Consider the following 21,820-nt stretch of genomic DNA (forward strand, 5'->3'; position numbering starts at 1 on the left):
GGTTTTTTATTTTCTACTCACCGCTGAAAGCTCTTTAGAACCACCCGCGTAGCAGGTGGTATTCAAAATACAAAAAAAACGCCCTTTGAAATTTCAAAGGACGATTAAAAACCATGTTACCACCTAATTTTATCTACAACTCACGCTGTAGAACTCAATGAGTATCTAACTAAAATAAATACCCTACATTTTTAACGGATGTTACCGGCACCTTCTACTTAGAAAATCAGTTCAAAGGGCAGCTCATAAGATGAATTCAGAAAAACTATTCTATGCACCTCTCATCAACCGGTTACTTTCTGTAAAGAAATTCTGTTTTCTTACTACTTCTTAGTCATAGCTTTTTTGTTGTTCTATTTATATAATCATATCTTTTTTTAATGCTATTGTCAATATTTCTATGCATTTTTTATATTTATTTATAGATATTATTTATATATTTTATACAACAGTTTTAACCTTCTTTATTATTGCAGCAAGAGCTTTTAAAAATTCCTAAAGAATAAAAAATTACCACCATCTAAATATAAATGGTGGCAATTATCCATATTCTTATTATTTAAACTACTTTTAAATGATCCTGACAAATTAAATGTATCTTATCTAAAAGCCCCCATTACTTCTAAAGTCTTAACTATATTTCTACCTTCTTCAGTACCATTTATTATTCTTCGCGCTCTAACACTATCTCCAATATTAAGAAGTTTTATATCTTTTTCCTGTGCATATTCTTCTAGATTTGGCAATTCAGATATTTCGGCTCTCATTCCAAGACACACAAATCCATAATCAAACGCTACATCCTCTATGACACCTTCTGGATTCTTAACTGTAAATGAATTTTCATTAACAGCCTGAAGTGCCGTTTCTGTAAGCTGATTAACATTATTTTCTTTCATCATATGGTATGCATCAAGCTTTGTATTTGTATCTAAATCTTTTCCTATTACAGGCATCATTTCAATATCCGAAACCTGTGCACCTCTTTCAGCAAAAAATTCTACTACATCAAGTCCTACTGCTCCACCGCCTACAACTACAACCTTCTTTCCTGTAAAGTCCTCATTTTCATATGTATTAAGACTTTCTATAAAACCAAAGGTTGATTTAATTTTTCCACCTTCTTTATCTATGTGCTCCTTCAAACCTTGTATTGGAGGAAGAAGCGGCTTTGAACCTGTTGCATTTACTATAATATCTGGGTTTACTTCACTTAAAACTTCTTTTGTAGCTCTTGTCTTAAGCTTTATAGTAAGATTAGGCAATTCTTTTGCTCTGTTTTCTAAATACTCTACAAAATAGTGAATTTTTCTCTTTGCAGGGACTGTTCCTATCATCCATGCTAGGCCGCCTAATCTATCTTTTTCCTCGAATAAAGTTACATTACATCCTACTTCTGCCGCTGTACATGCTGCTTCTAATCCAGCAGTACCTCCACCTATAACTGAAACATTAATTGTTTTTTTTACTTTTTTATCTTTATAATCATCTTCAAATATAAGATCTGGATTTATTGTACAACGAATTGGTTGAGATTTAGCCAAACGATGGTCTGCGCATCCTATATTACAAGAAATACATCTTCTAAGAAGGTGCTCCTCACCGCTTGCAACTTTATTGGCCCAATATGGTTCTGCTATTAAACCACGTCCCATAGCTATAAGATCTGCATCTCCATTTTTTATTGTTTCTTCACAAACCTCTGGCGTACGGAAATTTCCAGATGATATAACTGGTTTATTAAATCTTTCCTTTATAGCCTTAGCCATATAGCTTCTCCAACCTTCAGGAAGACTCATCTTATCATGCTGCAAATATAAATTATCATTTTGTGCTACAGATACATTTATAAAATCAACTTTTTCTTGTAAGTATTCCATTAATTCAAGTGAATCTTCAAGTGTATTTCCGCCTTTAAGCATATCATCCGCACTTATTCTAATTGCTACTGGGAATCTAGGGCCAACCGCTGCTCTTACTTCATCTAAAACCATTCTTGGAAATCTGGCTCTATTTTCAGCGCTTCCACCAAACTCGTCTTTTCTGTCATTAAATAGAGGTGAAAGAAATTGACTGAGAAGATATGAATGTCCTCCATGAATTTCAACTGAGTCAAAACCTGCTAATTGTGCCCTTCCAGCAGCTTCTCCATATTTTTTAGCAATTGCTTTCATTTCGTCTATGGTTAATGGTCTTGGAATAGCTCCCCCAGTTTTTGAAGGAATATTTGAAGATGATACTGGCTGTGCACCATTTAATCTTCCTGGATAAGCTGATGCTCCTGCATGGTTAAGCTGAACAGAAACCTTTGCACCATAAGCGTGAAGTCTTTCAACTAAAGTATAAAATCCAGGTACAAATTGATTATCATCAATTCTACACTGCTTTGTTCCATTAGTTCCCATAGGAAAATCAACACAAGCATTTTCTATAATAATAAGACCTGTCCCTCCCTTTGCCCTTAGTTCATAATATTTAATCATCTCTTCTGATACTTCTGCACTCACTGTTGCAAAATTGCTTCCAATAGGTGGCATTACCGTTCTATTTCTTAATATCATTCCATTGATAGTAATTGGTGACAAAAGATTTGTATATTTATTTTTCATAATTTTCCTCCTAGCTATTATGTATTAATTATTCTATGAGCTTCTTATTTCTAATGATTTTAATTACAATATACTCTTATTAGTTTTTGTATACTCTGGAATTGTCCATTCCTTAAAGCTAGACTTCTCCACATTTTTGCAAACAATTACAAAATTGAATATTTAAGTTAATAATATTAGAATCCAAGAAATCAACATAATAAATTGGATCCTATTAATTGGGATACTTTTCTGTTTGTTTAAATTTTAACTTGATTGATTAATTTTTAACTTAATTACGTAGCAAAAACTAAATCATATCCTTATAATCATATTTTAATATCTATTTATTCATTAATCTAATGCCTTTTTTGTATATTATTAATAGATTATATCTATTAATAATGATATACTTATACTTAATACTATAATATCAGAAAGGCTTGATGTTAAAATGAATTTGAATCATCTACAGTATTTTAGAGTATTAGCTAGACTTGAACATTATACCCAAGCTGCTAAAGAATTATCAATTACTCAGCCAAGTTTAAGTCATGCTATTTCATCACTAGAAAATGATTTAAACACTTACTTATTCGAAAAAGAAGGAAGAAATATTAAATTAACTAAGTATGGCCGTTTTTTCCTAGAATACGTTGAAAATGCCCTTAATGAATTGGAAATAGGCGAAAAAAAACTTAAAGCTTTAACTAATTCCTCTTTTGGTGTAATTGATTTAGGTTTCATCTATACCTTAGGGGCCTACGTTATGCCAAATATCATAAAAGAATTTTTAGATATTGAAAAATATAAAGATATATCATTTTCACTTTTTCAAGGCACTACTCATAATGTTATTGCTGGATTGAAAAGTGAAAAATTCGATTTGGGCTTCTGCTCATTTGTAGAAAATGAGCCTGATATAGATTTTGTGCCTATTTTAGAAGAACAACTGGTTCTAATTGTATCAAAAGATCATGAACTAGCTTATCTTGATAGTATTGATTTAAGTGAAGTAGATAGATATCCTTTTGTATTTTTTAATAAAGAAAGTGGTATAAGACCTCTTATTGATGGTTTATTTAATAAGGTAAATATTACTCCAAAAATTATATGCGAAGTAGAGGAAGATAGCGCTGTATTAGGATTAGTTGCCGTTAACTATGGAATCGCTATTATTCCTAATATATTTTTAATCAGAAATTTTGATGTGAAAGTCATTCATATAAATAATCCTATTGTTAAAAGACGTATATATCTTGCTTCAATAAAAAATAAATATATTTCTCCTTCTGCAAATCAATTTCGTAATTATATTATAAAAAACTTATGTGAAAATTTATAATTTATAATCATAAAACTTTTTATAACCCACAAAACATTTATCTATTTTTATAAATAAAAAAAACATGCATATAAAGGATCTATATAATTCCTATATCTATGCATGGTTTATTAATAAAATTTTGTGTATTAACTTATATCATATATTGCTTTTTATAATAAAGACGAATTGGAATTCCGTGGGCGTCCATACTATAATATTATACTTCTCTATATAAATTTACTTCTCCCTTACTTGCTCGAAGCTCACCTAATAAAGGGACTATTCTTTTAAAATGCTCACTGTTATTATGTAAATTAATTGCTTCTTGATCTTGCCAATCTTCTACAAAGCTAACTATACAAGGATTATTTATATCTTGAAACAATGCATATGAAATACATCCTTGTTCTTGTCTGCTCTTTTCAATTAATTCCTTAGTTAACTGAATAAAAGTTTCTATTTTATCATCTTTAATTACACTTTTTGCTACTATTTTAATCACATTTATCACTCTTTCCTATAATTTATTAATAGCTTTTAATATGTTTTCTTTTTTATTAATACTTATTATAATACTAATACACATCAATTAAAATATCCTCATAGTTAAAATTTTTCATTATTAAGATCTATATTTAATTCATAGTATATCCTGCATCAAAATATACTTTTAGAACTGAATTATATGCTTCTTTTGGGGTCGGAGAATTAGAATATAATAATGGTTCATCTTTAGAACACCATGAATGATCATCGCTTAATCCCCACAATACAAGAGCTGTAATATTAGAACCTGATTTTTTAGATGATAAAATAGCAGACATTAAATCATGAGAATCCAAACAGCCAATATACTTTATTATTGATGACACTATTTCTGAAAAAACAAAGCCTCGTCAAAGGCTAAGAATCCAATTGAAAAGTGTTCATTTCATCATTCTCACCTAAAATGTAAGAATGTATATGGTCATCAAATACTAGTTTCTTTACTATCGTGTGACGGATTAGTGTTCCAATATTCAATTGATATCTATGATAAAGAATCTATGAGTAAAATCGAATTAACTAAAAAATTAATTGCAACACTTCCTAAACCTGAAAATAAAGGTTATGTGTTAGCTGATAGTTGGTATAGTTGTAAGGATATTTATAATACTTCTGAAAAAGCTGGCTATAGTTATATTAGCTCTTTAAAAACTAACAGAATTATTTTTCCGCAAGACAATGAAAAACTTGGAATAAAACTTTATAAGTTTGCTGCATTATTAAATATTGCTTATCTTTGACCTTGTCACCGTCAAAGATAAGCAATACTATATCTATAATTATGTTGGCAACTTAATAGATAGAAAGAATGTGTCTATTGTTTTAAGTTATCCTAAAGATGCTTTTCAAAAAAATGGAGCATTAAAAACCTTTATTCCCTTAGATAAATCATTAGCACCGTTAGATATTTTAACTCAATATGCCGATTGTTGGGCGATTCAACCATTTTTTAGAGATTGCAAAATATACCGCAATGATTCTAATCACTTTAATACTGGATATAAATCTGCTAATAAAATCCAGAAAATTCCAAAGCAATATATATTTACGAAGCTACAGCAAGCGGTACGCCGATAGAAAAGATTTTTGAGTCATTAAAAATATCCTAAGAATCTGTTTTTTATTCAACTGTAAAATTATTCAAGTAAAAATGCACTATTATAGTAAGTAAATACATTGTTCTCTAAACATGCAAAACTAGTAATAAAAGGAATCCAATTAAAATTTATTCTTTTTATTCCTTAAAATACACCTTTTTCTCCAACAAAAAAAATCAGGACTTTTTCAACAAGTCCTGATTTTTTATTCACATAAACTGAAATATATTATGAAACTGTAGCTATTTTAAACATCAACCGTTTTAGTCAATTTATGCTTAGCATAAATACTATTACAATTTTTCTCTTCTCTGTGTAGACTTTATAAATATCTCTTTTAAAGTTTCTTTGTCATCATCTTTTATTGCATCCTTTATTTTATCCAATTCCACTTCAAAATTTTCGATACTTTTTAATAAATTTTCTTTATTTCCAAGGAAAAGTTCACTCCAAAGGTCTTCATTTATATTCGCAATTCTTGTTAAATCCCGATAACTATCTCCAATGAAACTTCCTGTTTCTCTTCCCTCAACATCACTATTCACTAATGCAACTGCTAATGCATGTGGCAATTGACTTGTAAATCCTATCATTTCATCGTGATATTCTGGCGTTATTCTTCTAACTCTCTTAAATCCTATTTCATAAGCTATATTTTCTATAAGCTTAAGATTGTCTTCTTTATTCCTGTCTATTGGAGTCAAAATATAGTTTGCACCCTTAAATACTTCACTAGTTGCAAAATCTATTCCTTTTTTTTCTCTTCCTGCCATTGGATGTCCAAAAATGAAATCAATATTATTTGGCAATATATTTACTATATGTTCAACGAACATCTTCTTTATTCCAGTTGCATCTGTTATTACTGCCCCGTCCTTAAAATTATCCTTGTTATCAGTAATGAATTTTTTAACCAATCTTGGATATAAAGACATAATTATTAAATCAGCACTTTTAAGAATCTCTTCTCCACTAGTAAATCCTTCTTTAATTAACTCTGATTTTTTTGCCTTAACTAACGTTTCTTCATTTGTATCTATTCCATAAACATCATCATATCCTGCTTCTTTTAAAGCCATGGTGAATGAACCACCAATTACACCAAGACCTACAACTACAATTTTCATATTTAGCCCCCCAGAAATTTAAATTTCTTTTCCTTCCATATTTGCTACAACTTTAACCTTATCCATCAATTTATCAAATTGATCTGGTGTAAGAGATTGTTGCCCATCACTTAATGCATTTTCAGGATCATTATGAACTTCTATCATAAGTCCATCGCTACCAGCTATAACTGCTGCCTTTGCCATAGGCTCTACTAAATAAGCATATCCTCCAGCGTGACTTGGATCAATAATAATAGGTAAATGTGATAATCTTTTAATTACTGGGATCGCTTGTAAATCTAAAGTATTTCTAGTAATTGTTTCAAAAGTTCTAACTCCTCTTTCACAAAGAATTACATTTTCATTACCGCCTGCCATAATGTATTCTGCCGACATTAACCATTCTTCTATAGTAGCTGATAAACCTCTCTTTAATAAAATTGGTTTATTAGTTTTCCCAATTTGCTTTAATAAATCAAAGTTTTGCATATTTCTTGCACCAATTTGAATAACATCAACATCTTCAACAAAAGTATCTATATAATCAGTTGACATAAGTTCTGTAACTATTGGAAGTCCTGTTTCTTGTTTTGCTGTTTTTAATAGTTTTAATCCTTCAAGTTCTAATCCTTGAAAACTATATGGAGAAGTTCTTGGTTTAAAAGCTCCTCCTCTTAAGAAGTTTGCTCCTGCTGCTTTTACTCTTTTAGCTACTTCAACAATTTGTTCTTCACTTTCAACAGAGCACGGCCCTGCCATTACTCCTAAACGACTTCCTCCAATTACTGAACCATTAATATCAATAACTGTATCTTCCGGTTTAAATCTTCTATTTGCTTTCTTGAAAGGTTCTTGAACCTTCATAACTCTATCTACACCTTTAAGTACTTGCATCTTCTTTGGATCTATTATAGAAGTATCTCCTACAACACCTATAATATAGTATGTGTCTCCTTTAGAAAGATTAACTTCTAATCCCTTTCCTTCGATTATTTCTTTAATTTTTCTAATTTCCTCTTCGCTTGCTTTTGGTTTCATTATAATTATCATTGTTTTTTTCCTCCTATACTACTAAAAAACTTTATTTTTTAATCTACTATCCTACTAAACTACTAAGTAATCTAATTTTTATAAATTCTAATTTCCTATTATTTAATATTTCATTTAAATTTCATTATACATTTTATCATTTTTTACTTCTTCTATAAGCTTTTTAATTTCCTCTATTACTGTCTTTTTATTTTTGTCATTTATAACAATTTTGTCAGCATATTCATTATAAAGGGCATATCTTTCTTCATACAATCTAATTACTTTTTCCTTACCATCTTTAAGAAGTGGTCTATAGGAAACATCAACGTCTTCAAGAATTTTATCAACTGGTCTGTCAAGAAAAATTATTGTTCCACCATTTTTTAATATATCAATATTTATTTTTCTTTTTATGACTCCACCACCTGTGGAAATTAATATATCATTATATCCCATTAATTCTTTACAAGTTTCTGTTTCGATGTCTCTGAAATATTCTTCTCCATTTTCAAAAAGCTGCATAGTTGTTTTACCTGTTTTCTCTTGAATATATTCATCCATATCAAAGAATTTTATATTTAATTCCTCTGCTAAAATTTTTCCAAAAGTAGTCTTTCCACTCCCAGGCATTCCAATTATAATTATATTATTTTTCATCTTTTTCTCTCCTCTATTATTTATTTAAATTCTTCATTAATATAAGAACTTATCTCTTCACTTATTTCTTCGCTTATAGAAAAATCCTGCCATATCTCTTCAGACTTAATTGCCTGATAAATTAGCATTGTGAGACCTCCATATACACTTTTATTAAGCTCTCTTCCTAGACTTAAGAATTTAGTTTCCTTTGGATTATATACTATATCAATTAATACATTAAAGTTATCTATTACTTTATGACCAACTGGACTAACATCTACATTAGGATACATTCCTACTGGAGTAGTATTTATAATAACATGTCCTTTTATATGTTCAATTTCCTCATAAGTAACACATTCAATTTTATCATCATATTGCTCATCATTTTTATGAGTCCTAGAAACTAAATATATTTTACTTACGCCTTCATCTAATAAGAAAGTAATAATAGCTTTAGCTCCTCCTCCTGTTCCTAATACCATTACGACTTCATCTTTAAGCTTAATATTATTTTTGATTATTATTTTTCCAAATCCAAAATAATCTGTATTATAACCATATAATTTTTCATTTTTCAGTAAAATGGTATTAATAGCTTTTATTTTTTCTGCTTCTGGTGATATGAAATCCAAGTATTTCATTATCTCTTCTTTATAAGGAATCGTAACATTTACTCCCTTTATCTTAAGTACTTTTAAAGCTTCTGTAAATTTCCCTATATCCTCTTGACATACCACAAAATCTTTATAAGCGCCCTCGATATTTAACAATGAAAAAACTTTTTTGTGAATAATTGGCGAAATGGTGTGTTTTAATGTTCCTCCTAAAATTCCATAGAACTCCATTTAATCCCTCCTATTTTACTTTATATTTTTCTCATAAGCCCCTAAGAGCCTAAAGTATAAACTATTTTGCTTAATTAATGATAAAGCTTTTGTTACCTGATCTGAGTATGGCTCTCCTTCAAAATCAACATATAAGAAATATTTCCATGGACCATTTTTCATAGGTCTTGATTCTATCTTAATCATGTTTATATTATTTTCTGCAAAATGACGTAATAGCTTATATAGAGTTCCTGCTTTGTCATCAAGAGAAAATACTACACTCACTTTATCTGCATTAGGATTTTTCTCATTTTCTTTGCTAATAACTACAAATCTTGTAAAATTCTTTGACTGATTATTAATATTTTCTTTTATTACTTCTAAATCATATATACTTGCTACTCTTTTGCTGGCGATAGCTGCTTTTGAGTTATCATTTAAATCATTTATTAACCTAGCACTTGAAGCTGTGCTTTGGAAAGGTATCAATTTCCAATCACTGTGAGTTTTCAAGAAATCTGTACTCTGGCCAAAACCTTGTGGATGTGAATATATTTCTGTTATGCTTTCTAATGTTGTTCCTTTTATCCCCACTAAATTTTGATTTATCTTTATACATACTTCTCCAATTATATAAAATTCATATTGGTATAAGAGATCATACACATCAGAAATAGCACCTGTTGAAGAGTTTTCTATTGGAACTATGCCATAGTCAATTTCTTCATTTTTAACTGCTTCAAAAACTTTTTCGAATTCTTCATAAGCCTTTGCTTCTTTAGTATCTCCAAAATATTTAATCATAGCTTCTTCTGTGAAAGATCCTCTCACACCATAATAGCCAATTCTATCTTTATTTATAAACTCTTTAAGCTTAACTGATTTACCTTCGATAACAATTTTTGTGCTTTTTTTATGTTCAATAGACTTAGCTATTTCCATTATTTTTGTATAAAACTCTCTGGCTTCATCCTCATATTCTTTATTTTTAAGATACCCCAAATTTTTTTTAATAACTTGACTTTCTCTATTTTTATCAAAAATCGGTAAATTATTCTGTTTTTTATATTCTCCTACCTTTATTACTATATCCATTCTTTCTTCAAAAAGTTTTGTTATCTCTTTATCTATTTCATCAATCTTATTTCTATAATCATCTATAGCCGCCATTTCATTTCTCCTTACTTAGGAACAATTAAAAAATATTTAATTTCTTTAATGCACCTTAACTCATTCAAATTAACACTTTGCTTTCTTAATACACTATTTGCGATAAAAAAACTATATATTCATTAACTTAGAATTATAAATTTTTATTACTAAAGCACTAAATCAAGTATTCCAATTGCGGTTACAGCTTCTATTACTGGAACAGCTCTTTGCACGATACAAGGATCATGACGTCCTTCAATAACAAGCTCTGATTCCTTTTTTTCTGCAATATCTATCGTTCTTTGAATTTTTGATATTGATGGTGTTGGCTTTATTCCAACCTTAAACAGTATTGGCATTCCATTAGTTATTCCGCCTGTGATTCCACCATTATTATTAGTGTAAGTTTTTACTCTATCACCGTCATAATAGTATTCATCATTACAATCAGATCCTCTTAATTTGCTCATTTCAAAGCCTTTTCCAAATTCTATTCCCTTAACTGCTGGGACAGAAAACATTAAGTGAGCTAACGTTGATTCAACTGAATCAAAAAACGGATTACCGATTCCCGGATTTATTCCAAGAACAGTACATTCAATAGTTCCACCTACAGAATCTTGTTCTTTCTTCGCTTTCAAAATTGTATCTCTCATTTCTTCTTCTTTTTCTTGGATTAATAAAGGCAATTCCTTTGTTTTTAATTCCCCTAAAAGTTCTCTGCTTAATTCTACATCATAAAAACTCTTATCGTGAATATCTCCAATACTCTTAACATGGGCTCCTATATTAATTCCTTTACTTTCTAATACCTGCTTACATACAGCCCCAGCAAATACTAATGGTGCAGTAATTCTTCCCGAGAAAGATCCACCGCCCCTGTAGTCGTTAAATCCATTATACCTAATGAAACCTGGATAGTCCGCATGACCTGGTCTCATCAAATCTTTAAGTTTTCCATAATCCTTAGAACGCATATCTGAATTTCTAATTACTGCACAAAGGGGAGTACCTGTAGTTTTTCCTTCAAAGAACCCACTCAAAATTTCTGGTGCATCTGCTTCTTTTCTAGCTGTAGATAAATTACTTTTTCCTGGCGCACGTCTTGCCATTTCTTTCATAACCTCTTCAAGATTAATCTCAACGCCTGAAGGAAGCCCATCAATTGTAATTCCAATCCCAACTCCGTGAGATTCGCCAAATATAGAAACCTTTAATTTATTCCCCCACATTCCACTCATCGAACACACCTCCTAAATTCTTAAAATCATCCCAGAATTGCGGGTATGACTTTGAAACACATTCATAATCTTTAAGTATAATAGGTTCTTTACACATAGTTGATGCTATAGCCATAGTCATTGCTATTCTATGATCTTTATGACTCCAAACTTCCACGTTTCCTTTAAGCTCCTTTACCCCTTCAATTATCAATCCTTCTTCTTTTTCAATAATTTTAGCACCTAATTTATTAAGCTCTGAAGTTACTGCTGCTAATCTATCACATTCCTTAATTCTAAGTCTTCCTGCATTTATAATTTCTGTTGTCCCTTCGCTTAATGCTGCAACTAATGAAACTACAGGGATTATATCTGGACATTGAGAACCATCAATTACAGTTGCTTTTAGACCGTCATTTATATTTCCAATCAAACCATTATTTTTACCATTTAATTCCAATCCCATTCTCTCCAATATATCAATTACTTCCTTATCACCTTGAAGAGAATCCAATTTTAAATCATTAAGAACAACATCATTTGAAAGTGCATCAGCACAGAAGAAGAATGCTGCTTGTGAGTAGTCACCTTCAACTCTGTAATCAATACTCTTATAAATTTGATTTCCCTTTATAATAAATTCTTCATAATTGTTGTTTATAATTTCTACACCAAAGTCTTTAATAGCTCTTAAAGTTAAATCAATATATCCTTTTGATTCCATCTTTGTTGTAATTATAATCTTAGAGTCTCCATCTAAAAGGGGAAGCGTAAATAATAATCCTGTTATAAACTGTGAGCTAATATTCCCCTCCATCTTAAACTCTCCAGCTTTTAATTTTCCTTCAGTCTTTAAATCAAGAATACCTTCTTTATAAGAATACTTAATTCCTTGCTTATCAAAAATTTTGTAATAAGTATCTAGTGGTCTCTTTCCTAAATTTCCTCTTCCAACAAATCTGTTAACGCCCTCAAATAATGCTGCTATAGGTACTAAAAATCTAAGGGTTGATCCTGATTCATTACAATCTATAGTTCTGTCTCTTTTAACTGAATTAGCTTCAATATTTTCCTGACTGTTGATTCCATAAACCTCAAGATAATCTTCTTTTTTGGTTATTTTAGCCCCTAATGCTGACATTGCTTCAATTGTAGCAATAATATCATCAGAATAATCTATATTTGTAACCTTACTAACACCATCTCCAAGAGCTGCGCAAATTACTGCTCTATGTGCCATACTTTTAGATGGCGGTATCTTAACTTCCCCACTTAATTTTCCAGGATAAATTTTTAAGTTCCCCATGATTTTACCTCGCTTTTTTATTCATTGCTTAAGATATACTCGAAAATAACATATCTGCTTGCTAGCCTATTTTTTCATATACATCATTAACTAAAAAATTCTACATTTGTTTTTTCTAAATATGATTCTCCAATATTTCTTAATAATACTACTTTTAATACATTATCAATATTTTTCTTATCTAATGCTATTGTGTCTAAAACTTCCGAGCTATCATCTATTTCAACTTCATAAGGAAGATTGTATTGCACTAGTATCTCTCTTATCTCTTCACTAACGCCTTGATCAGTTAATCCTTTATTTTCTGCAATCTTACTTATTTCATACATTCCTATAGCTACTGCTTCCCCATGTGTAAACTTCTTAAAGTTATAATATGTCTCTATGGCATGACCTAGTGTATGTCCAAAATTTAGCAGCATTCTTTCTCCGGTATCTTTTTCATCATTTTCCACAACGCATTTTTTTATAAAGCAACATTTGTGGATAATTTTTTCTATATTGTTCATAACCTCTTCTTTATTTTTTAAGCTTTTCAAGAAGTAAAAGAATTCCTTATCTTTTATGCATCCGTATTTAATAACCTCTGCCATTCCGTCTCTAAAAAATCTTTCACTTAAAGTTTCAAGTACATTTGGATCTATTAAAACTAATTTAGGGTGATAAAAACTTCCTACTAAATTTTTACCTCTTTCTAAGTCTACAGCAACCTTTCCACCTACGCTGCTATCAACTTGAGCAAGCAATGAAGTTGGTATTTGAACGAAATCAACACCTCTTAAGAAAGTTGATGCAGCAAATCCTCCAAGATCTCCAATTACTCCTCCACCTAAAGTTATAATTAAGTCACTTCTTGTAATTTTAAAGTCTAATAGTTCATTATATATCAAAGGAAGGGTACTAAACGCTTTAGTTTCCTCACCTGGTTCTAGTTCCATTAGCTTAACATCATATCCTAAGTTAATTAAACATGATTTTATCCTATCTCCATAATGAGAACCTACATTTTTATCAGTTAGTATAAATATCTTTTTACCTTTAAAAACTTTTTGGATTTCCAGATTTACTTCATCAATTAATCCTTTTTTAATTATGATTGGATAACTTCTTTCACCAAGTTCAACAACTAAATCTTCCATTTATAAACACTCCTCTTTTACTTAAACAGTTAGAATCATGACTAAGATTACGTTATAACTATTTTCTATTTTTTAGATACTTGTAATGAGTAATTGTTAATGCCGACTGTTCCTTAATTTAATAAATTTATATTTCTCTTCCAACAGCCGCTGCAATAACTTTTAACTCTTCCATAAGTTTTGCAAACTTACTTGGCTTTATTGATTGTGGACCATCACATAATGCATTTTCTGGATCATTATGAACTTCAATAATAAGTCCATCTGCTCCAACTGCAACCGCTGCTTTTGCTAGAGGTTCAACCATCCAGTACTTTCCTGCAGAATGACTTGGATCAATTACTATAGGTAAGTGACTTAATTTTTTAACAGCAGGTACTGCACTTAAGTCTAAAGTATTTCTTGTGTAGTTTTCAAATGTTCTTATTCCTCTTTCGCACAGAATTACATTTTCATTACCACCAGCCATAATATATTCAGCGGACATTAACCATTCCTCTATAGTTGCTGATAAACCTCTTTTTAATAATATCGGCTTGTTAGTTTTTCCAAGTTCCTTTAGCAAATCAAAGTTTTGCATATTTCTAGCACCAACTTGAATTACATCTACATTTTCAACAAACGTTTCTATATCATATGGAGACATAAGCTCTGTAACTATTGGCAATCCTGTATTTGATCTTGCTTTCTTTAGCAGCTCTAATCCTTCATATTTCATTCCCTGGAACGCATATGGTGAAGTTCTTGGCTTAAATGCTCCGCCTCTTAAGAAATTTGCCCCAATTGCTTTAACTTCTTTTGCTATTTCATTGATTTGTTCTTCGCTTTCAACAGAACATGGACCTGCAATCATTGCTATTTTCTTTCCACCAATTTTAGCTCCATTAATATCTACTATTGTATCTTCTGGATGAAACATTCTATTTGCTTTTTTGAAAGGTTCTTGAACTTTCATAACTCTTTCAACTATTCCATTAGCTGCAACAATCGAAGGATCTATTGCACTTGTATCCCCAACTAATCCTAAGATGCTAACATCTGATCCAACAACTAGACTTACTGAAACTCCCTTTGCTTCTAGTTGTTTTGTCAATCTTTCTATTTCTTCCTGCTTTGCTTTTTGCTTTAATATTACTACCATTGTTATTGCCCCCTTGCATGTATTTGATTATTTGCGAAAAAAAAAAATGGAACTCATGTATAATGAGTTCCATAAAATATCAATACTGATATATATTACAAACTTATATAAAATATAAAAAACTCATTAAAAAGGTACTTTTCAGTTTTTTGCAAAATAAATAGCCAGCGCTAAAATAAAAGCCCCAGAATGTAAAATAAAAAAAGCTATAAAATTTTTGCATAACTGATTTTACAATATCCTTTTCCATGATTTTCTCCATTTCTAAATTTAATAATTATTTTCACGAACATTAATTACAGTATTTACATTTAAAATTAATCTTTTTATCATTATAACAAACTATAGTTAATTGTCAATATAAATTAACACTTTTCAAATAAATGTTGTATTTTGTAATTAAATAATTAAATATATTGTACTTTTATTAATATTAACTCAATAATTAATATATATTTTTTTCACCCTATTATTTTAGTTTTACAGCATTTATTCTAAAAATCTAGTTATAAAACTCCTATATAGATATATTAGTTGGTTAAATCCTTATAAAAAAACACCTAAATACTAGATGCTTTTTTAGTTAAACGCTAATTATAATTGCTTAATGGATTGTTTGCCCTTAGGAAGAATCTTAATAGAAACTAGCAAAGAAATTACCATAATTGAGAAACCAACCAGATACATTGCAGTATATCCAAAATTTCTTTGGATTGTACTAAACATATGTGGATATACAAAGTTAGCTCCTGCTGATCCCAGCACGCTAACAAATGAATATGTACCAGCAACTAGTTCGTCATCAACTACTTCTCTTATATATTTAAATAAAAATGTTAAATAACAACCATACATTATACCATGTAATTGATCCCCTAAAACAACTAAAGGTATTGAACCTGTTGAAAATAGAAGTATTCTAGTAGTTCCTATAAGAAATGCTATTATTAAATATTTCTTAGGCTTTTTATCCTTTAGATACTTTCCTACAAGCATGAATGATATAAATTCAACACATACTCTTGAAAATATTGATTTACTATATATAGAGTTAGCTAGATCCGCATTCCCCGTTATTTCAATTAAATATGTTGAATATGCAAATTCTATTGCGGTATACGTTCCTATGATTAAGATATTAATTATTCCGAGAATTACTGAATTTTTATTTTTAAATACAGCAATTAATTTTCCCCTATTTGGATTTCCATCTGCTTCAATATTTTTAAACTTCATAGCTATTAATAATATAACTATACATGACATTATGATTCCTATTATATGCATAGTTTTAAATCCATATTTTAAAATTATAGTTCCACTTAATAAAACTACGCACCCAAATCCTATGGATCCCCATTTTCTTATTTCTGAATACTCTACATTTTTTCTAACTGCTATTTCCTCAACATATACTTCATATACATTTCCAATTGTTTGTACTATAATTCCATAAAGAGCTGCATAAAAATATATGATGGTCTTGTTAACAGACATTAAAAATACTATCATTCCAATAAGTGCGCATAAATGTATGATAATAAATCTTTTTTTGTTTTTTCTCATCGAAAATTTACTTACTAAAAATTGCTGGGAAAGAATTGCAAATAATGCTCCTATAGATACTACAGTTCCAACTTGACTTAATGATAATCCAACTACTTGATTCAAATATGGCACATAAAAAGTAGTCACTATACTCGTTACTCCATAATTTATATAAGTAGTCAGGGAATAATAAAACTTTTCTTTGCTTTTCATATAATGCTCCAATCCTAATGAATTAAATATTTCTCCTATTCACCTCTATTATTAAATTTATATATTAAATTATACTCAGTTAAGAAAAAGTTTCCATAACATTAGCAATTTTGTAAAAATAATTATTTAGGTTTCATGAAAAATATTTTTAAAATTCGTTTATTCAATACATATTAGATGAAATACTTAAACATATAAAACCACTCTTTTATTTCTCTAAGTAAAAGAGTGGTTTTATCATAATTTTAAATTTCCTATCCTATGCTATAATATAGGAGATACCAATCTAATTAAGGACTCTTTAATTCTGAGAGACAAACTCCTACCATCGTATATTTTTCTAGTTATCTCTTCTGAGCACTCCATGTCCTTTATAAACTGCTTTTCTCCATCCTTTGCAATTCTATCGTCATAAATAAATGCATTAACTTCAAAGTTAAGCTTAAAGCTTCTAATGTCTAGATTAGCTGTTCCTATGCTCATTACTAACCCATCAGCTACTATGGTTTTTGCATGAATAAATCCATTTTGATAACTATATATTTTAACACCAGCTTCTAATAATTCTCCCACATAAGAACTTGCTGCCCACTGCATAAAGAAATGATCTGGTTTTCCCGGTATTATAATCCGTACATCTACCCCTGATAATGCAGAGATTTTTAATGATTCCAATATTGGTGAATCAAGGACTAAATATGGAGTTTCCAAATACAAATTATTCTTAGCATTATTAATTAATTTTAAATAAGCATTTCTTATATATTCTTCCTTGTGATCCGGACCACTAGTTACAATCTGTATTCCCACATCACCTAAGTCTTTCTTGAATTCTTTTGCATATTTATTATAATCAATTATTTTTTCACCAGATGCATGGCACCAATCCAGTAAAAATCTTTCATTTAATGCATTAACTGCTTCTCCTTCTATTCTTACATGGGTATCTCTCCAAAAACCAACTTCTGGATCCTCACTTATATACTCTTTTCCAACATTAAAACCTCCAACATAGCCGTACTGACCATCAATAACAACTATTTTTCTGTGATTTCTATAATTTATACGAGTATTTATATGCGGTAAAATTCCTGGAAAAAACAGTGAAAACTTCCCACCTGCATTCAAGTATTCCCTAAGAACTTTTTTTCTTAGCTTGCGTGATCCCATACTATCTAATAACAATCTAACCTCTAATCCACTTTTAACTTTCTTAGTTAGTTCACCAAGTATCTGCTTTCCAATAGTATCTCCTCTAAATATATAATATTCAACATGAATAAACTTTTTAGCATTTTTTATGTCTTCAATTAACTGACTAAATTTTTCTTTTCCATTTACATATACATCAATTTTATTATTAGTAGTGTATTTTACGCCAGAATTATTAAAATTTAGCCTCCTTAAATCAGCAAATTTTTCTCCGCCATCATGACCGTGTCTATTGGATTTATATGTATCGTTTAAGTTCTTTCTCTTCTTTTCATCAAACTTTATTTTTTCTTTAAAAATCTTTTGCCTACTTAGATTTTGACCAAACATGATGTAAATCACAAATCCAAGGCCAGGTAAAATCATTAATATTAAGATCCATGCCCATGTTGTTGTAGGATCTTTTCTTTCTATAAACACTAATGATAAAGAAAAAAGTATATTTAAAACTAAAGTTATAACTGTTAAGCCTAAAAGTATGTTCATTGATTCACATCCCTATATTAAACTCTTTCCTATTCTAATATTGTATCATAATAACTTATTCTAAAAAAAATATTATTTGCTTTTTTTGAGATAATATTACTTATAGTAAAAATTAATTTCATTTTTGATTAGGAAAACTACTACTAAATATTATTCCAAATATTGCATAAGCAATAAGTGGTAATAATTTTTTACTATTAAACACATATATATAAGTCAACTTCTTGACTTTTTTTGATTTCTTAATATATAATATTATTAAAATTTTATATTGTGCGATGAATAGGAGTATTAGTAATAATTATATCTTAAAGAGAGCTGTTGTTTGGTGTAAAATAGTGTTATATTATTATGAACTTGCCTAGGAGCTTACTTGTTAAAAGCAAGTACGGTAGACCCGTTAAAATAATAAGTGAGAAGGATAAATTTGTTTTTTTATCTCTTCTAATTAAGAGTGGTACCACGGAAATTATGCTTTCGTCTCTTTGTTTTAGAGATGAGAGCTTTTTTTAATTTATCCATTATCAGTGCATAGATCTAATATTTTAATTAAAATTTTGTTTTAATAACATATTTTTCAATTATTATAAGCATTTTTCTTTTATATGCATTATATTGTGCATTTTACATTAAAATTATAGGAGGCTATATCATGGCAAATTACGGAACAAAAATTGATGAAAAGTGGCAAAAATTTTGGGATGAGAATGAGGTTTATAAATTTAATCCTGAAAATTCAGGTAAAAAACTCTATACATTAGAAATGTTTTCTTATCCATCAGGCGCTCAATTACATGCTGGTCACTGGTTTAACTATGGTCCAACAGATTCATGGGCAAGACTTAAGAGAATGCAAGGATATAATGTATTTCAACCAATGGGATTTGATGCCTTTGGATTACCTGCTGAAAATTATGCTATAAAAACTGGAATTCATCCTCAAGATTCTACTTTAAAGAATATTGAGACAATGGAAAAACAATTGAAATCTATGGGTGCTATGTTTAATTGGGAAAATGAAGTTGTTACTTGTCTTCCTGATTATTATAAATGGACTCAGTGGCTATTCTTGAAACTTTACGAGAAAGGTCTAGCTTACAGAAAAAAAGCACCTGTAAATTGGTGCCCATCATGCAATACAGTATTAGCTAATGAACAAGTTGTTGATGGTGTTTGTGAAAGATGTAGTACTGAGGTTACAAAGAAAGACCTTACTCAATGGTTCTTTAAAATAACTGAGTACGGCGATGAATTACTTGATAAATTAGATGGTTTAGATTGGCCTGAAAAAACTAAGTCTATGCAAAAGCACTGGATTGGAAGATCTTATGGTGCAGAGGTTACTTTCAAAGTCAAGGATTCAGATTTGAAATTCGATGTATTTACTACAAGAGTTGATACTTTAAACGGTGTTACTTATGTAGTTTTAGCTCCTGAAAACAAACTAGTTGATGAGTTAACTATTCCAGAGTATAAGGCTGCTGTTGAAGAATATAAAGAAGCTGCTGCGAAGCAATCTGAAATTGAAAGACAATCAGTTTCAAAAGAAAAGACAGGAGTATTCACAGGATCTTATGCTATAAATCCTATTAATGGAAAAGTAGTCCCTATTTGGATTTCTGATTATGTATTGGCTACTTATGGTACAGGATGTGTTATGGCAGTTCCTGCTCATGATGAAAGAGATTTTGCTTTTGCAACAAAATTCAATTTACCAATCGAAAGAGTTATAACAGATAAAGAAAATACTAATCCAGACCTTCCATATTGCGAATATGGAGTACTTGTTAATTCAGGAAAATTCGATGGATTAACAACTGATGAAGCTAAAAAGAAAATCGTTGAAGAATTAGAAAAAGATGAATTAGGAGCAATGAAGAAAAACTTCAGATTAAGAGACTGGCTAGTTTCAAGACAAAGATATTGGGGTGCTCCAATTCCTGTTATATACTGTGATGATTGTGGAATAGTTCCAGTACCTGAAAAGGATCTTCCAGTGAAACTTCCTTACAATGTTGAATTTACACCAGATGGTAAATCACCATTAGGTAAATGTGAGGATTTTGTAAATACAACTTGTCCTCATTGTGGGAAGCCTGCAAAGAGAGAAGCTGATACTTTAGACACTTTTGTATGTTCATCTTTTTACTATTTAAGATATGTAGACAATAAAAACGATGATGCACCTTTTGATTCTGAAAAAGTCAACAAAATGCTTCCTGTAGACAAATATGTTGGTGGACCAGAACATGCTTGCATGCATTTATTATATGCTAGATTCATAACAAAAGCTTTAAGAGATATGGGATATTTAAACTTTGACGAACCATTCTTAAGCTTAACTCACCAAGGATTGATCTTAGGACCAGATGGACTTAAAATGAGTAAATCGAAAGGAAATACTATTTCTCCTGATGATTATATTAAAGAATATGGCGCTGACGTATTTAGAATGTACTTAATGTTTGGATTTGGTTATACTGAAGGTGGAGCTTGGAGCGACGACGGAATAAAATCTGTTGGAAAATTCGTGGATAGAATTGAAAGAATCCTTGAAAATTGCAGAAATATAATAAATTCAAATGAGAGCACTAAGGATTCTATTGATTCAGCTGAAAAAGAATTAAACTTCTGGAAACATAATACTATTAAAGGTGTTACTGAAGACGGAGATAAAATGCAATTTAACACTGCGATAGCAAGACTTATGGAGCTTACAAATGCTCTTAATAAGTACACTCAAGAAAATATTAAAAACGCAAACTTCTTAAAAGAAACTATAGTTGATTTCATAAAACTACTTGCACCATTTGCTCCTCACTTTGCTGAAGAGCAATGGAGCTTACTTGGAAATAATTCAACAATCTTTAATGAAAAATGGCCAGAATTTAATCCTGCTGCTTTAGTTAAAGACGAAGTCGAAATTGCAATCCAAATAAATGGTAAAATAAAAGCTAAAATCATGGTAGCTTCTAATTTAGATGAAGAAGGTATAAAAGCTGCTTCATTAGAAAATGAGACTATTAAAGAAAATACTGAAGGTAAAACTATAGTTAAAGTGATTGTAATTAAAGGAAGACTTGTTAATATAGTTGTAAAATAAAAAAGTGGCCACTTGGCCACTTTTTTATTAGTTATAGATATTCAACTTTAAAGCTATATTTGAGAGTGTAAAATAGTCTGTGTAAACTTCATTAGAATGATATAATAAATTATCAAATGAAGGGAGCACAGG

18 protein-coding genes and 2 other annotated features are annotated in these 21,820 nt (G+C 29.9%); of the genes, 4 read left to right on the top strand and 14 right to left on the bottom strand.

The window, feature by feature from the left end; translation table 11 throughout:
• Positions 1–93 precede the first annotated feature (93 nt).
• Positions 94–347, bottom strand: a binding site (T-box leader).
• A 252-nt stretch (positions 348–599) separates the two neighbouring features.
• A complete protein-coding gene (locus L1S46_RS25185; protein ID WP_238901298.1) occupies positions 600–2,609 on the bottom strand; it encodes an FAD-dependent oxidoreductase in 2,010 nt (669 codons plus the stop codon).
• 433 nt (positions 2,610–3,042) lie between these two features.
• Between L1S46_RS25185 and L1S46_RS25190 the strand changes: the two genes are divergently transcribed.
• Positions 3,043–3,933, top strand: coding sequence for a LysR family transcriptional regulator (locus tag L1S46_RS25190; protein WP_238901299.1), 891 nt, complete (start codon positions 3,043–3,045; stop codon positions 3,931–3,933).
• 199 nt (positions 3,934–4,132) lie between these two features.
• On the opposite strand, the gene L1S46_RS25195 is transcribed toward L1S46_RS25190, so the two are convergent.
• Both L1S46_RS25195 and L1S46_RS25200 read right to left on the bottom strand, forming a co-directional pair.
• Positions 4,133–4,417 (bottom strand): putative quinol monooxygenase, encoded by a 285-nt coding sequence (locus L1S46_RS25195; RefSeq protein ID WP_017211213.1) that lies wholly within the window; start codon positions 4,415–4,417, stop codon positions 4,133–4,135.
• 133 nt (positions 4,418–4,550) lie between these two features.
• Positions 4,551–4,787 (bottom strand): endo-1,4-beta-xylanase, encoded by a 237-nt coding sequence (locus L1S46_RS25200; RefSeq protein ID WP_238901300.1) that lies wholly within the window; start codon positions 4,785–4,787, stop codon positions 4,551–4,553.
• Positions 4,788–4,961: 174 nt separating this feature from the next.
• On the opposite strand from L1S46_RS25200, the gene L1S46_RS25205 reads away from it, so the two are divergent.
• Entirely contained in the window at positions 4,962–5,201 is a 240-nt protein-coding gene (locus L1S46_RS25205) for a hypothetical protein (RefSeq protein WP_343217290.1), read from the top strand.
• A gap of 70 nt (positions 5,202–5,271) precedes the next feature.
• Entirely contained in the window at positions 5,272–5,538 is a 267-nt protein-coding gene (locus L1S46_RS25210) for a hypothetical protein (RefSeq protein WP_238901302.1), read from the top strand.
• Positions 5,539–5,851: 313 nt separating this feature from the next.
• Here L1S46_RS25210 and L1S46_RS25215 read toward each other — a convergent pair whose 3' ends face one another.
• From L1S46_RS25215 to cls, 11 genes are all read right to left on the bottom strand, one after another.
• A complete protein-coding gene (locus L1S46_RS25215; RefSeq protein WP_238901303.1) occupies positions 5,852–6,685 on the bottom strand; it encodes a prephenate dehydrogenase in 834 nt (277 codons plus the stop codon).
• Between the two features lie 18 nt (positions 6,686–6,703).
• Positions 6,704–7,717: a 3-deoxy-7-phosphoheptulonate synthase gene (aroF, locus tag L1S46_RS25220; RefSeq protein WP_238901304.1), complete on the bottom strand. Its 1,014-nt coding sequence runs from the start codon at positions 7,715–7,717 to the stop codon at positions 6,704–6,706.
• Between the two features lie 114 nt (positions 7,718–7,831).
• Entirely contained in the window at positions 7,832–8,356 is a 525-nt protein-coding gene (locus tag L1S46_RS25225; protein WP_238901305.1) for a shikimate kinase, read from the bottom strand.
• A gap of 20 nt (positions 8,357–8,376) precedes the next feature.
• Complete coding sequence (aroE, locus tag L1S46_RS25230) at positions 8,377–9,186, bottom strand: shikimate dehydrogenase (RefSeq protein WP_238901306.1); 810 nt, start codon at positions 9,184–9,186, stop codon at positions 8,377–8,379.
• Between the two features lie 15 nt (positions 9,187–9,201).
• Positions 9,202–10,338, bottom strand: a complete 1,137-nt coding sequence (gene pheA, locus L1S46_RS25235; protein WP_238901307.1) for a prephenate dehydratase — start codon at positions 10,336–10,338, stop codon at positions 9,202–9,204.
• Positions 10,339–10,487: 149 nt separating this feature from the next.
• Entirely contained in the window at positions 10,488–11,561 is a 1,074-nt protein-coding gene (aroC, locus tag L1S46_RS25240) for a chorismate synthase (RefSeq protein ID WP_078114415.1), read from the bottom strand.
• Entirely contained in the window at positions 11,539–12,846 is a 1,308-nt protein-coding gene (gene aroA / locus L1S46_RS25245) for a 3-phosphoshikimate 1-carboxyvinyltransferase (protein WP_238901308.1), read from the bottom strand. The genes aroC and aroA overlap by 23 nt, the downstream gene beginning before the upstream one ends.
• Before the next feature lie 86 nt (positions 12,847–12,932).
• Positions 12,933–13,985, bottom strand: coding sequence for a 3-dehydroquinate synthase (gene aroB / locus L1S46_RS25250; RefSeq protein WP_238901309.1), 1,053 nt, complete (start codon positions 13,983–13,985; stop codon positions 12,933–12,935).
• A 127-nt stretch (positions 13,986–14,112) separates the two neighbouring features.
• Entirely contained in the window at positions 14,113–15,126 is a 1,014-nt protein-coding gene (gene aroF, locus L1S46_RS25255) for a 3-deoxy-7-phosphoheptulonate synthase (protein ID WP_238901310.1), read from the bottom strand.
• A gap of 594 nt (positions 15,127–15,720) precedes the next feature.
• Positions 15,721–16,887, bottom strand: coding sequence for an MFS transporter (locus L1S46_RS25260; RefSeq protein WP_238901311.1), 1,167 nt, complete (start codon positions 16,885–16,887; stop codon positions 15,721–15,723).
• Between the two features lie 264 nt (positions 16,888–17,151).
• Positions 17,152–18,585, bottom strand: coding sequence for a cardiolipin synthase (gene cls, locus L1S46_RS25265; protein WP_238901312.1), 1,434 nt, complete (start codon positions 18,583–18,585; stop codon positions 17,152–17,154).
• Positions 18,586–18,854: 269 nt separating this feature from the next.
• Positions 18,855–19,073 (top strand) — a binding site (T-box leader).
• Positions 19,074–19,237: 164 nt separating this feature from the next.
• On the opposite strand from cls, the gene leuS reads away from it, so the two are divergent.
• Positions 19,238–21,688 (top strand): leucine--tRNA ligase, encoded by a 2,451-nt coding sequence (gene leuS / locus L1S46_RS25270; protein WP_012060745.1) that lies wholly within the window; start codon positions 19,238–19,240, stop codon positions 21,686–21,688.
• Positions 21,689–21,820 lie beyond the last annotated feature (132 nt).

Source organism: Clostridium sp. YIM B02500 (assembly GCF_022324665.1).
Taxonomy (GTDB): domain Bacteria; phylum Bacillota; class Clostridia; order Clostridiales; family Clostridiaceae; genus Clostridium; species Clostridium beijerinckii.